Raw genomic sequence first — 13,712 nt, forward strand, 5'->3', positions numbered from 1 at the left:
CTTTTCGTTTGGTCTAAGGAGGATTTTTTATGAAAGCACCACTGAATAAAATGTCGCAAATAGTATCCTCTAAAACATATGAAATCCACAGCTCACCCGCTAAAAAAGCAGAACGAGATGAGGCTTTGCGAAAAATAAAAGAATATTTTGATGCCTCAGATGACTTTTATACAAAATTTTATACGTTGGCTAACCTACTGAAACTTTCCGCAAAAAAAGTCAAAAATGCCGATTTCCAAACAGAAGATTCTTTTGATACATTAATGACCGTCGCTTCTTTTTTAAATACGTATAACCATATGCTGCTTTTCTTACAAGATAAAAGCAGCATCTCGCCAACACTTTCCAATTTACTGCTCTCTTTTTCCATACAAAAATATCAAAACAATGCTTTTTATTTTATTGGAATTCATATAACAAAATCCGGCTTATTTTCAATTGACAAAGAGCCTTTTATTACAGCTCTGGCAGCGAACAATGAAATGGTGAAAAAGCTCATCAGCGGCTTGGCGAATAAAACCTATATAAAAGTCAATGATGCTTTAACAAATTCTTTGAATTTATTTCCCACACTGCCTGCTGTAACGAAATTCAATCTAAATTCTATTGCACCAGGGTCTATCGTAAATACATCCACATAAACGAAAAAAGCTGCATTCGGCCAAGGCCAAATGCAGCTTTTTTCTATATATTGATAAAACAAATACAACTGGCCTACCAGTCTTCCGACGAATGTCATATGGAATATTTCATACAACTTATATATAGATACTTATAAATATTTAAAATAAATATATACACTACAAATCAAAATGGATATAAGCATGAGCGGAAATGCAATTGCCATAAATTTGAGAAAAGAAATTTTCTGACCACGCTGTGCCGCCATACTGGCAACAACAACATTTGCACTGGCACCAATAAGGGTTCCATTCCCACCCAGACAAGCCCCCAAAGATAAAGCCCACCACAAAGGTCTAAGATCTGTTATCCCCATGGTTCCCATATCCTTAATTAACGGAATCATCGTTGCCACAAATGGTATATTATCAATAAACGCTGAAGCAATGGCACTCATCCACAAGATCAACATTGCCGAGGCGGTAAGATTTCCATTTGTCAATTTCACCGCTTCTGCGGCCAGCATTTTGATTACACCGGTTTCTACAAGAGCCCCAACAAGAACAAACAATCCCGCAAAGAAAAAAATAGCCAGCCATTCAATACGGCTAAAAGCCTTCGTCAATAAAGCCTCATCTGTTCCAATCGTAAGAAGCATTAAAAAACAAGCCCCCGTTAAAGCTGCAGTTGCAGTTTCAATATGCAGTGTACTATGTAAAACAAATAATAAAATCGTAACTGCTAAAGCACCCAGACATTTTCTCAACAAGACAAAATTTCTAATTTGACTTTTTTCATTCAGGCGCATAACTTTTGCCTTTAAATCATCTGTAGTATGTAACTCTTTACGATAAAACAAAATAAGCAAGGCAATTGTAACGAGAAAGACAACGGCACAGATCGCTGTTAAATTTGTAATAAATGCCATAAAAGTAAGCTCTTTAACAGCACTCCCAATCATGATATTAGGTGGATCACCAATTAAAGTCGCAGCGCCACCAATATTTGCCGACATAATCTGAGCAATTAAAAATGGCAGAGGCGATATTTTTAATTGCGAAGTAATACTAAAAGTTACAGGTACGGTTAAAAGCACAGTTGTTACATTATCCAAAAGTGCTGAGCAGACTGCTGTTAATGTAGACAATGCCAATAATAATTGAATTGGTTCTGCCTTCACTTTTTTAGCCGCCCAAATTGCTAAATAATTGAATAAACCTGTCTCACTTGTAATATTTACAATAATCATCATGCCAATCAATAACCCCAAGGTATTGAAATCAATATGATGAATCGCTGTTTCCTGACTCAAAACCCCCAGAAGTATCATCATCACTGCGCCAGCTAATCCAACAACCGTGCGATGCACTTTTTCAGATACAATCAACACATAAGCAACCATAAAAACAGCCACTGCCAATAATGCATTATTCCCCAAAGATGTCACTTCCTCCTAAAATATAGGTTTTTACAAGTATAATCCGTCTCGTATTTGCAAAAATCATGGCTGACTATAAAAGATCTACAGTCAGCCATCCCCATTAAGTCCGCGCTTTGCTTTTATTTGCAGCAGCAGAAAGCACAATATCCATACCCATTTTTTTTACTTTTATTTCATAATCTATAATACCATCTTTATAAAGATCCATTTTTAAATCCAGTAAAAGTTTCCCGATTTTTTCCTGTAAATCTTTTGTCAGGTAAGCTGTATTTAAATCTTCTTTTATTTTGTTTTTAATGACAGTCCGTGGTTCTTCTTCTCCTGATAGAAACATCGTTTCAAATGTTTCTTTTTCCGCATACCCCTTAAACATGTCCTTATCGCCTAAGTCTTTTGGTATTTTCACCATAATTACACCTTCTTTGCTTTTGCCCAGGAATCACGCAATCCAACAATACGATTAAAGACTAAATGTTCTTTTGTTGAATCCTTATCTACGCAAAAATATCCTTGTCGTAAAAACTGATAGCGAGTCCCTGGGGCAGTCCAAGCAACACTCGGTTCAATCATACAAGTATTTATAATTTCCAAAGAGTTAGGGTTTAATTCATCAATAAAATTCGTACTTTCTACACTATTTTCTTCTGTTTTCAACAAATAATCATAAAGGTGAACTTCTGCTGGCACAGCAAATTTTGCTGAAACCCAATGTAATGTTCCTTTAACCTTACGACCACTATTAGCACTGCCGCTTTTCGTGTCCACATCATAGGTACAATGAAGTTCCACGATCTGTCCAGCCGTATCTTTGATGACTTCTTCACATTTTATAATAAAAGCATGCTTCAAACGAACTTCTCCACCTGGTTTTAAGCGGAAAAATTTTTTAGGAGCTTCTTCCATAAAGTCTTCCTGTTCAATATAAATTTCCCGCGTAAATGGAACAAAACGATGTCCACCTTTATGTGGATGATTTTCAGCCATCATATATTCACATTCATCAGCCGGATAATTGGTGATGACCACTTTAAGCGGCTGTAAAACTGCCATAATACGATCTGCACGCTCATTAAGATCCTCACGCACACAATGTTCCAGCATAGCAACATCGACAAGACTATTGCTCTTAGCCACACCAATTCGATCACAAAAATCACGAATTGCTTCTGGTGTATAACCACGTCTTCGCAGACCTGAAATCGTTGGCATCCGAGGATCATCCCAGCCCGTAACATACCCACCTTCAACCAATTGTCTGAGTTTTCGTTTACTCATTACGGTATCGGTAATATTTAAGCGGGCAAATTCGATCTGTCGCGGTCGTTTCGCGACATCATAACCGAGTGATTCCAAGAGCCAGTCATACAGAGGTCGGTGATCTTCAAATTCCAAAGTACAAATCGAATGTGTAATTCCCTCAACCGCATCTGAAATTGGATGAGCAAAATCATACATCGGATAAATACACCACGTTGTTCCTGTCCGATGATGCGCTGTATGTGATATACGATACAGAATTGGATCCCGCAAATTAATGTTAGGTGCTGCCATATCTATTTTAGCCCGAAGAACTCTTTCACCATCGGCAAATTCACCTTTTTGCATCCGCATAAATAAATCGAGATTTTCCTCAATGCTACGGCTGCGATAAGGACTGTCTTGCCCCGGTTCCGTCAACGTACCACGATATTGGCGCATCTGCTCAGCATTTAAATCACAAACATAGGCTTTTCCGGCTTTTATAAGTTCCATGGCACATTCAAAAAGCTTGTCAAAATAATTCGATGCATAAAACATTCGATCATCCCAGGTAAATCCGAGCCATTTAACATCGTCCTGAATTGAATCAACATATTCGACATCTTCTTTGGTCGGATTTGTATCATCAAAACGTAAATTACACATACCATTATTTTTTTTCGCCAAACCAAAGTTCAAGCAAATTGACTTTGCATGACCAATATGTAAATACCCATTAGGTTCTGGCGGAAACCGCGTATGAATGCCTTCACTGTATTTCCCATTTTTCAAATCTTCATCAATTGCATTTTGAATGAAATTTGAAGCAATTATCATATTTTCTGCCATAAATATACTCCTTTAATTGAAACGTTATTCCATTTAACCTAATGCTTGTATATTCGGTCTTTAGGTCAAATTTCCTGCTTTTCCAGATTCTTTTTTCCTTTATTTATCGGAAATCTGCTTGTTGCGATGCATTATTCTTTAAGTTTCGCCTTGATATATGCCTTCAAATTTTTTACGCCTTGCTCCATAAGCGGCGTTTTTGGCAAACAATCAATAATTTTATCAACATAGCCTCGTTCAACAATTTTTAACATGGTCCAGCTAAAATAAATATTATAGAGCCACATCAGCCTGACTAATTTACGATCATCATATGTCTTAATTTGTGCATAATCACACTGCCGCCCGTGAATAAAAGATTGAAGAAACATTTCATTGCAGCCAGTTCCATCTGAGGGCTGTAAAAAAGGCTCTAGCACACGGTAAATATCAAGTTTATCAGCATCACGAATGATTTTTGCAAATAAAAGCTGTCTGCTATTATCTGTAGCTGTGATTAATTTGGCATTATGGTTGGCAATTGCAAAATGCAAAATTGACAGGTCTGCCTCACTTAATTCTTGGAAAAAATCAAGTTCAGCTATGACCTTTAATCCCAAGAGTGCATGATTTTCTGATAAAGCATCATTAAATGTTCGATATAGCGTAAACTGTTTAAATCTGCCAATATCGTGAAAAAGTCCAATCATTTCAGCCAAAATCTGATCATGTACACTGAGCTTTAAATGTTTAGCCAGTTCGCGACTTAGCACAGTAACCTGCTGCGTATGTTCTTCCTTTAAAACGATGGCTCGCTGAATCTCTATATCATCACTATAAAAAGTTCGAATATATTCTTGTACCCATTTATGCATTGTCTGTAATACAGTTTCCATTGTTTCTGCCCTCCATGAATTTTACAAAGCCTAAAATAGTATACTACATCACCATTAAATTTACCGTACTCAGGATTAACAGCAAACCACTTGTCTATAGCCCTATTTGATTTTCTTTCTTCGTAGGTTTACGTTATAATAAACACAAGTATCCTTCAATTTAAATTTCAAAGGTGGTTTTTTTATGGAATTCATTTTACTAAGCCTTTTAGGTCTTAGCGTTGGTATCTTCGGTACCCTGGTTGGCATAGGGGGCGGCCTCATCCTATTGCCGATTTTCATCATGTTTATGACACCTTCAACATTTGCTTCAGCCCCACAAATTGTCGGCACTTCACTTTTTGTTGTTTTTTTAAATGCCTTCTCTGGCACCCTGGCTTATATCAAACAAAAAAGAGTTTTTTTTAATGCCGCGATTCCCTTTGCCTTAGCAACCTTACCAGGAGCTTTTTTCGGCTCCTACATTGCCGATTCTTTTAATGGGCAAACACTTAATTTATCTTTTGGTTCTTTCCTTATATTAATGTCTGGCATTATGTATTGGAATTCTTCACGCAAAAAAAGAACAGAACCCAACTTTGATCCACATACCTTTACCTATCATAAAACGATCGGACTGGTTAGCAGTATGGGCGTTGGTTTTCTATCCAGCATCTTTGGTATAGGCGGCGGTATAATTCATGTTCCCCTAATGATCTACCTGCTTCATTTTCCAACCCATGTCGCAACAGCTACCTCGCATTTTGTCCTTGCCATATCTTCTTTTAGCGGTGTAATATCACATGCTATACTGCAGCATATCATCTGGATGCCAGCAATCAGTATTGGCATCGGTGCCATAATCGGCGCACAAATTGGCGCGCAAATTTCAAAAAAAACCAAGCCGAAAATTATTTTGGTTTTGTTATCATGCGCTCTTTTTGCACTTGGCCTTCGTCTGATTTTATTAGGAACAAAAGTCCAGTAAATACATAGAAAATTAAATACCGCTCTGTTTATTAGCTTGCTATCTAGAATTTTTCATATGATCCAGATAACAATTTCTATATTATACTTCTTTCTTTAATGTAAAAAAAGTAATTTCTGGTGGGCAGCCAAATCGAAACGGAAACCAACTTCCCGCACCTGAATTCACATAGCCATACAAAGTTCCTTTTTTATACATGCCACGCATATACTTAAAGCCTTGAAAAATTGGCATTCCTAACACGACAATCTGTCCGCCATGGGTGTGACCTGTCATCGTCAAATCAATTTTATTATCAAATGCATTATCAATCAAAACCGAATGATGACTGAGTAAAATTTTTGTTGATCTCGCTGGTACCCCTTTTAAAGCGGTTTCCATCATCCCCTGACACTCAGCCGCTTGCTTAGCCGTATCGCGTTCCATAGGATAATCAACACCAATAAAATAGAGCGGACTTGCAGCTTTAAGCAGTAGATCATTTTCATTGCGAAGAACTTTAACGCGCGTATTTGCTAGAGCTGCCTTTATTTTTGAAATTCCCCTCATATATTCATGATTGCCCCAAATAAAATAAATACCTTGCGGAAACTGCTCCACATACAACTCTAAAGTTTGTGCTGCTAAAACAATCGTGTCAACATCATCAAACAAATCTCCCGTAACAGCTAAAACATCCGGCTTTTGTGCAACAATATGATCTAAGGTCTGTTTGAGTTTATCAATAGAAAAGAACCAACCTAAATGTACATCACTTAATTGTGCAATCGTAAATCCCGAAAAAGTTTGATCCAAATCGGCTAAAAAAATTTCATGTTTTACATCCACAATCGTACGACTACTATAAAAAGTCCCATACGAGCTGCAGGTTACTGCCAATATTGGCATTGCAACACCTGCTGTTTTTAGAAATTGACGTCTGGACAAATCTCGTACACCATCATCCAAACCTATTTTTTCTATAACTTTTTTAACAACAAAAACAGCTGGAGTAAACACGATTAAAAAAGTCAATGAAACAAACCAGATGACGATTAAAAGCATCAAATCACCAGCAAACGGCAATTGGTCAAGCCAGCCTCTACCAAAAAACAAGGCAAAAACAGACACACTAGTCAGCACATAAAATACACGCATAATTTGCGGTTTCTTATATAGGGGAAACAACTGTCTCATTAAAATAATAGAAAGTGCTGCTACACCAACTAACACGAGAAATAAAATCACAAAGAACATAAAAATGGGTCCTTTCATAGAAACATCCAACCCCTGGAACAAATTTTCTAACTATTATATATATCTCTCTTATTATAACATATATATAAGTTGCATTAAATATTCTTATATGGCAATCATCAGGAATGGGGTATAGGGTAATTACGGAGGAAGCAAGCGATGCCCTATCCCCTTTAGGACAGACTGACAGGCTGTAATTTCTTTAATACGTTCTATATCGTTAAAAAATTTTTTCAAAAAAAGAGAATCGATTTACATCGATTCTATATGTTCTAAATTTAAATTTTATTTTTATCTGTAAACTAAACTTCACCACGTAAATGAGCCATTTCAGCCTGTTTCTCACAATAATACCATCTAACGGATTTACCAATAGCACAACGAATTGCATCAAGTTTTCCTTGTTGAGCAAGTTTTTTAAGCCTACCGGCGTCAAAACCACTTATTGATAAGTAGCTTGCCGAAATGAATCCTCCTCGTTTTAAAAGATTCCGATAGTTTGCGCTATCCCTACGGTCCATTGCAACGCTTCTTATTGCCATAATAAATATCCCCCCATCACTATTGTGTGAGATCCATTTACATTTCATGTGTGGTGACACCTATATTATATCATTTTAATGTAACTTTGTATATTAAAATTTCGTACAAAATGTTCCATGCTTTTTAATCTGGAAAAACACCTGAAAAATCAGCATCTTTCGCCCTTTTTATAAAGTGCAATGTTCTCAAATTCGTTATAGCATAACCAGCTTCAAATGGATAGTTCATAAAAAATGTATGAACAGACAAAAAAAAATAACTTTTATTGCTCTCATTTCATAAAAAAAGCTGAATATTCAGCTTTACTTCATTATTTATAACTTTTTCATTATGTATTTTTATACAACAATAAGAATACTTATTCATACTGATATTTATTGCTATATTGAATTATTTATATAAATAAAGAGAAAATTTTAATATTTTATCAAAAAAACAGACCATGTCATAATAGAAATAACTCTTTATTTACCTGATTTATACGTGATTTTTTTCTCTTACTACAGGTTTAATAAATAGTGTATTTTGAATATTTTGCATTTTTAAAAATCTATAGGCAAATAGATTTTTTTTGTATATAATAAAATATAGTGCGTATAAATTTTCATTTATCAGAAATAATCTGTGTATATTTTATTCAAGGAGGGTATTGTTACATGTCACTATCTCTTATAAAAAACTATGTTTTAACGAAAGAACTAGCAACAAAAATCGATCTCATCCTCGCTGCACATGAAAATGACGGTTCTCAACTGGTTGGTATATTGCTTGATATTCAAGAACTTATACCAAATCATTATATTCCGGAAGAAGTCGCGTATTATCTTGCCGAAAAGTTGGATGTCAAAATCACCAATATTTATGACTGTATTACCTTTTATAGCAGTCTATCAACAACACCACGAGCTAAATATCCAATCCAGATCTGTAATAGTATCGTTTGCAAAGTCAATCAAAATGATACTATTTTCACTACATTGAAAGATCTTTTAGGAATTAACCTCAACGAAATTACCTATGACGGTCGCTTCACCTTGGAAAGTGTCGCTTGTTTTGGTGCTTGTGACATGGCTCCCGCTGTACGTATCAACGGTAAAGTATATGGTTATCTAACGAGTAGAGCAAAAATCGAAAATCTTTTAAGTGAATTGATCTAATTTCAAGGAGGCAGCGAACACAATGAGCAAAACAGTAAGTTTTATCACAAAAAACTTTGGAAAATATGATGTATCCTCCATTGGTTCTTATATGGAATGCGGAGGATTTGATGCCTTAAAAAAAGCAATTACATTATCGGGTGAAGAAATTGCCGGCATAGTCGCCGCAGCAAAAATCAAAGGACGTGGTGGTGCTGGTTATGATATGGGACGAAAACTCGCTCAGGCAAAATCAGTTATTGCTGAAAAAAAAGTTGTTATCTGTAATGCGGATGAAGGTGAGCCCTGTACGTTTAAAGATCGCATGTTACTCGAAAATGACCCATTTAACCTAATCGAAAGCATGATCATCACTGGCTATACAGTAGATGCGGAAGATGGTTATATATATTTACGTGAAGAATACTGTCATCTGCGTCCACTACTTCTAAATGCAATCCGACAAGCTAAAACTTATGGGTTTTTAGGTACAAACATTTTAGGTAAAGGGTTTAATTTTGAAATTCATCTTTATTCTGGCGCCGGTGCTTATGTCTGCGGCGAAGGTACAGCACTAATTGAATCTATTGAAGGCAAAGCGGGACGTCCTCGCATGAAACCACCATTTATCAAACAATGCGGCTTGTATAATCGCCCAACTTGTGTCAACAATGTTGAAAGCCTGTCACTACTTTCTCATATTTTACTTGATGAGGATAAAGAATACCAGACCTATGGTATGGGCGACTCCATCGGCACGAAACTCATCAGTGTTGCCGGAAATGTCAAACATCCTGGTGTGTTTGAAATCCCATTTGGCACTACAGTACGTGAAATCGTCTATGATCTCGCTGGTGGAATTGATGGGGACCGTCCAATTCGCTTGCTTCAATTTGGTGGTGCTTCTGGAAAAATCGCTTCTTCAAAAATTCTTGATACGCCTTATACATATGAAGATTTAAAAAGATCCGGTGTAACCGTTGGTTCCGGTGCCATACTTGTTATTGACGACCGTACCAGCCTCATTGAATTTTTACAATCTACACAGGAATTTTTCTCTCACGAAAGCTGCGGTCAATGTACACCATGCCGGGAAGGCAATCGTCATATGAAACTTTTCCTGCAAAAACTCGCCGATGGAACCCATACAGACAAAGATATAAAGAGTATGAAAAAAATCGCCAAACTTATGGCTATGTCTTCTTTATGTGGTTTAGGGGAAACAGCACAAAGTGCTCTTGTTTCGGCAATGAATCAATTTGAAGATGTGTTTCACGTCAAATCTAGCGAGGTGCAAGAATAATGGAAATGGTAAATGTAAAAATTAATAATATTCCTTTAAAAATAGAAAAAGGAACAAAAATTCTCGAAGCTGCCAAAAATATCAATATTGATATTCCTCATCTTTGTTACCATCCTGATCAGAGCATCAAAGCCCATTGCAGAATTTGCACAGTTGAGGTTGTTGGCAGCCGCAGACTTTTGGCTGCCTGTTCAACTGAAGTATGGGAAGGTATGGAAATTCACACGGATACGAAACTCGTACGGGATACACAAGTGGGAATTCTGGAATTAATTCTTGCTACTCACGAACAAAACTGCTTAACCTGCTCCAGAAACCAGAACTGTGATCTGCAAAAACTCTGCAGCCGCTTCAATGTTTTAAATTCAAATCTGCCGGATGTCACGGAACATTTACCGATTCATAATACAAATCCAAGTATTATCCGTGACCCGGCAAAATGTGTTAAATGCGGTCGTTGTATCAAGGCCTGCAAAGAAGTCCAGGGAATAAGCGCTCTCACCTATGCTGGCCGCAGTGATAAAATTGCTGTTACAACAGCCTATAACAAACCAATGGAAGAAACCGACTGCATCTTATGCGGACAATGCAGTGTTGTCTGCCCAACTGGTGCAATCGTCGAAAAAGATGATACACAAAAAGTCCTTGACGTATTACAAAATCCAAAGAAACATGTCATCGTACAAGTCGCCCCCTCTGTCCGCGTTGCACTTGGTGATGCGTTTGGTTTGCCAAAAGGTACCATTGTCACTGGACAAATGGTAACGGCTCTTAAAATGCTTGGTTTTGATCGAGTTTTTGACACAAATTTTGGGGCAGATCTTACAATTATGGAAGAAGGCAGTGAACTGCTGAGCCGCATAAAAAACAACGGCACGTTACCAATGATTACTTCATGCAGTTCCGGCTGGGTTAATTATATGGAAAAAAACTATGGCGACTACCTTGAACATCTATCTTCAACAAAATCACCACAGCAAATTTTTGGCGCTATTTCCAAAACATATTATCCAGAGCAATCTGGCATTGATGTGAATGATATTGTAACGGTATCCATCATGCCTTGTACAGCAAAAAAATTCGAAGCAGCACGCCCAGAACACGGACGAAATGGTCATCAAGATGTAGACATAGTCCTTACAACAAGGGAACTTACGAAACTTATTAAATATGTCGGATTAAACTTTGCGAGTCTTCCTGAAGGACAATTTGACAGCCCGCTTGGTTCTGGTACTGGAGCAGCAATTATTTTTGGGAATACTGGCGGTGTCATGGAAGCAGCACTTAGAACCGTATATGAGAAATATACCGGTAAAGAACTAAAATCTGTAGAATTCCAAGAAGTTCGTGGTCTGGAAGGAATTCGCGAATCAATCATTGATTTAGGCAACACAAAAATTAAAGTTGCGATTGCTCATACGATTGCCAGTGCGAAAATAATCATGGAAAAAATAAAGGCAGGAACTTGTGATTATACCTTTATTGAGATCATGGCTTGCCCTGGTGGCTGCATCGGTGGTGGTGGTCAACCAATAAAATCAACAACGGATGTTAAACACCTTCGGATGGATGCATTATATGACATTGACAAAAATAATCCACTGCGTAAATCACATGAAAATCCAGATATTATTCGTATCTACAAGGATTTTCTTGGTGAACCACTCAGTGAAAAATCTCATATATTATTGCATACAGAGTATCATAAGGTAAAAAAAACTCATGATTTTTCTTATTTAAAAACTGAAGAAATTTCATCGATTTAACCGAAAAAGCTCAAAAAAAGACCTTCTCAATACTGCACCACAGTAAAAATTGAGAAGGTCTTTTTTGTGTTATATAACTTCACCATATGTATTATCACGGAGAAACCTGCGAATTTCACCGGGGTCACTACACTCACCCAATGCCAGCATAAATTTAGCTAAAAGTGCCTCCAGCGTCATATTGCCCGCAGATACGACACCCATACGCTCTGCTAATATTCCCACTTCATAACAATCCATATACGTACCGTCGTAGATACACTGACTTACACAGGCTACAACGACTCCTGCCTTTAGTGCTCGCTCTATGGCTGGCAGCAAATTGCGTTCACAGTTTTGATTTGGCACACCACCAGCACCAAAGCCTTCTATAATGATACCTCTATATTCAGCCAAAATAGCCATATCAATTAATTGTGGTTGAATTCCTGGAGTCAATGTTAAGACAAAAACTCGTTGGTCCATTTTATCTCTCAACGCTAAAAGCTCTGCTGGTTTTTGCGAAACAGGTACCTGCCAGATAAGCTGACTTCCGGCAACATGCGCCATGATTGGCGCATTGATGCTGCCAAAAGCATTCAGATGCTTCGTATACAGTTTCTTTGCATGAAGTCCATGTATAACGGTATTAGCAAAAACAAGATACACGCCAAAATGATCTTCTGCTGCTACACGAAAAGCCGCTAAAAGATTTGCTTTACCATCCGTATCGGCTTGACCAATTGGTCGCTGCGAACCCGTAAAAACAACCGGCTTTGCAAGATTTTTCAGCATGTAAGTAAGTGCAGCTGCGGAATAAGCCATTGTATCTGTACCATGACTTATAACAAAGCCATCATATAAGTCGTAATTGTTCACAATTTTCCGGGCGATAACCCCCCAATGCTCCGGCTGAAGATTACTGCTGTCAATATTCATTAACTCCTGACAATCAATCTGGCATACGCCTGTTAATGCTGGTATTAAACGAAGCATTTCAGCGCCATCCATTTGCGGAATGAGACCCGCGGCTCCCTCTGCTGAAGCAATCGTTCCCCCTGTTGTAAGTAAACAAATTTTTTTCATTTCAAAAACCCCTAATAGCTGTTTGTATTTTACACAAAATTTTATTTTAAAACTAAAAAAAGACCTCATTTAAGAAGTCAACAATTTAAAAATATTGGTGCGGTCGATGGGACTTGAACCCATACGACTTTTGGTCACTACCCCCTCAAGATAGCGCGTCTGCCATTCCGCCACGACCGCATAAAAACAATATTAAATGAAAATAAATGGTGCGGCTGAGTGGATTCGAACCACCACGAGGTCACCCCCACTAGCACCTGAAGCTAGCGCGTCTGCCATTTCGCCACAACCGCATAAACAATACGTAGATTAATATATAATTGGTGCCGAGGACCGGAATTGAACCGGTACGGTTGTTACCAACCGCGGGATTTTAAGTCCCGTGCGTCTGCCAGTTCCGCCACCCCGGCAAATAAACATATGGAGCGGGTGATGAGAATCGAACTCACGTGATCAGCTTGGAAGGCTGGAGCTCTACCATTGAGCTACACCCGCAGATTATGGAGCTGGCGAGAGAACTTGAATCCCCAACCTGCTGATTACAAGTCAGCTGCTCTACCAATTGAGCTACACCAGCAAAATAAATGGTGCCTTAGGACAGAATCGAACTGCCGACACGAGGATTTTCAGTCCTCTGCTCTACCGACTGAGCTACCAAGGCATAATGGCGA

At 37.9% G+C, this 13,712-nt stretch carries 12 protein-coding genes and 6 tRNA genes; 5 read left to right on the forward strand and 13 right to left on the reverse strand.

Going from position 1 to position 13,712, the window contains the following annotated elements:
* Positions 1–29: 29 nt before the first annotated feature.
* Positions 30–641, forward strand: coding sequence for a hypothetical protein (locus tag BMY14_RS18760; protein WP_091835303.1), 612 nt, complete (start codon positions 30–32; stop codon positions 639–641).
* 131 nt (positions 642–772) lie between these two features.
* Here BMY14_RS18760 and BMY14_RS18765 read toward each other — a convergent pair whose 3' ends face one another.
* The 4 genes from BMY14_RS18765 to BMY14_RS18780 form a co-directional block, all read right to left on the reverse strand.
* The gene (locus BMY14_RS18765; RefSeq protein ID WP_091835306.1) at positions 773–2,059 is read right to left on the reverse strand and encodes an ArsB/NhaD family transporter; all 1,287 of its coding nucleotides are present in this window, start codon (positions 2,057–2,059) and stop codon (positions 773–775) included.
* Between the two features lie 103 nt (positions 2,060–2,162).
* Complete coding sequence (locus BMY14_RS18770; RefSeq protein WP_091835309.1) at positions 2,163–2,471, reverse strand: hypothetical protein; 309 nt, start codon at positions 2,469–2,471, stop codon at positions 2,163–2,165.
* Between the two features lie 2 nt (positions 2,472–2,473).
* On the reverse strand, positions 2,474–4,150 hold the full coding sequence (locus BMY14_RS18775) for a glutamine--tRNA ligase/YqeY domain fusion protein (RefSeq protein WP_091835311.1): 1,677 nt from the start codon (positions 4,148–4,150) through the stop codon (positions 2,474–2,476).
* A gap of 131 nt (positions 4,151–4,281) precedes the next feature.
* Complete coding sequence (locus BMY14_RS18780; protein ID WP_091835313.1) at positions 4,282–5,025, reverse strand: HD domain-containing protein; 744 nt, start codon at positions 5,023–5,025, stop codon at positions 4,282–4,284.
* A 184-nt stretch (positions 5,026–5,209) separates the two neighbouring features.
* Between BMY14_RS18780 and BMY14_RS18785 the strand changes: the two genes are divergently transcribed.
* On the forward strand, positions 5,210–5,992 hold the full coding sequence (locus BMY14_RS18785) for a sulfite exporter TauE/SafE family protein (RefSeq protein ID WP_091835316.1): 783 nt from the start codon (positions 5,210–5,212) through the stop codon (positions 5,990–5,992).
* 81 nt (positions 5,993–6,073) lie between these two features.
* Here the strand turns inward: BMY14_RS18785 and BMY14_RS18790 are convergent, their stop codons facing one another.
* Both BMY14_RS18790 and BMY14_RS18795 read right to left on the reverse strand, forming a co-directional pair.
* Positions 6,074–7,246 carry a metallophosphoesterase gene (locus BMY14_RS18790; RefSeq protein ID WP_091835319.1) on the reverse strand — a complete coding sequence of 391 codons (1,173 nt, stop codon included), beginning with the start codon at positions 7,244–7,246 and terminating at the stop codon, positions 6,074–6,076.
* Positions 7,247–7,530: 284 nt separating this feature from the next.
* Positions 7,531–7,770, reverse strand: coding sequence for a hypothetical protein (locus BMY14_RS18795; RefSeq protein ID WP_026329443.1), 240 nt, complete (start codon positions 7,768–7,770; stop codon positions 7,531–7,533).
* Between the two features lie 657 nt (positions 7,771–8,427).
* Between BMY14_RS18795 and BMY14_RS18800 the strand changes: the two genes are divergently transcribed.
* Genes BMY14_RS18800 through BMY14_RS18810 form a run of 3 tightly spaced genes read left to right on the forward strand, consistent with a single transcriptional unit; the run spans position 8,428 to position 11,976 of the window.
* Positions 8,428–8,928, forward strand: a complete 501-nt coding sequence (locus BMY14_RS18800; protein WP_091835322.1) for an NADH-quinone oxidoreductase subunit NuoE family protein — start codon at positions 8,428–8,430, stop codon at positions 8,926–8,928.
* A 22-nt stretch (positions 8,929–8,950) separates the two neighbouring features.
* Entirely contained in the window at positions 8,951–10,210 is a 1,260-nt protein-coding gene (locus BMY14_RS18805) for a complex I 51 kDa subunit family protein (RefSeq protein WP_091835325.1), read from the forward strand.
* Positions 10,210–11,976 carry an NADH-dependent [FeFe] hydrogenase, group A6 gene (locus BMY14_RS18810; RefSeq protein WP_091835328.1) on the forward strand — a complete coding sequence of 589 codons (1,767 nt, stop codon included), beginning with the start codon at positions 10,210–10,212 and terminating at the stop codon, positions 11,974–11,976. The genes BMY14_RS18805 and BMY14_RS18810 overlap by 1 nt, the downstream gene beginning before the upstream one ends.
* A gap of 69 nt (positions 11,977–12,045) precedes the next feature.
* Here BMY14_RS18810 and BMY14_RS18815 read toward each other — a convergent pair whose 3' ends face one another.
* From BMY14_RS18815 to BMY14_RS18845, 7 genes are all read right to left on the reverse strand, one after another.
* Positions 12,046–13,041 (reverse strand): asparaginase, encoded by a 996-nt coding sequence (locus tag BMY14_RS18815; RefSeq protein WP_177177666.1) that lies wholly within the window; start codon positions 13,039–13,041, stop codon positions 12,046–12,048.
* 95 nt (positions 13,042–13,136) lie between these two features.
* Positions 13,137–13,221: transfer RNA gene (locus tag BMY14_RS18820), tRNA-Leu, on the reverse strand.
* 27 nt (positions 13,222–13,248) lie between these two features.
* Positions 13,249–13,334, reverse strand: a tRNA-Leu gene (locus tag BMY14_RS18825).
* A 28-nt stretch (positions 13,335–13,362) separates the two neighbouring features.
* Positions 13,363–13,451 (reverse strand) — tRNA-Leu (locus tag BMY14_RS18830).
* Between the two features lie 11 nt (positions 13,452–13,462).
* Positions 13,463–13,536, reverse strand: a tRNA-Gly gene (locus tag BMY14_RS18835).
* Between the two features lie 6 nt (positions 13,537–13,542).
* Positions 13,543–13,618 (reverse strand) — tRNA-Thr (locus tag BMY14_RS18840).
* 8 nt (positions 13,619–13,626) lie between these two features.
* A tRNA-Phe gene (locus tag BMY14_RS18845) sits at positions 13,627–13,702 on the reverse strand.
* Positions 13,703–13,712 lie beyond the last annotated feature (10 nt).

Origin of the sequence: Propionispira arboris, assembly GCF_900109225.1 — a bacterium.
In the GTDB taxonomy this organism is placed as follows: Bacteria; Bacillota; Negativicutes; order Selenomonadales; family Selenomonadaceae; genus Propionispira; species Propionispira arboris.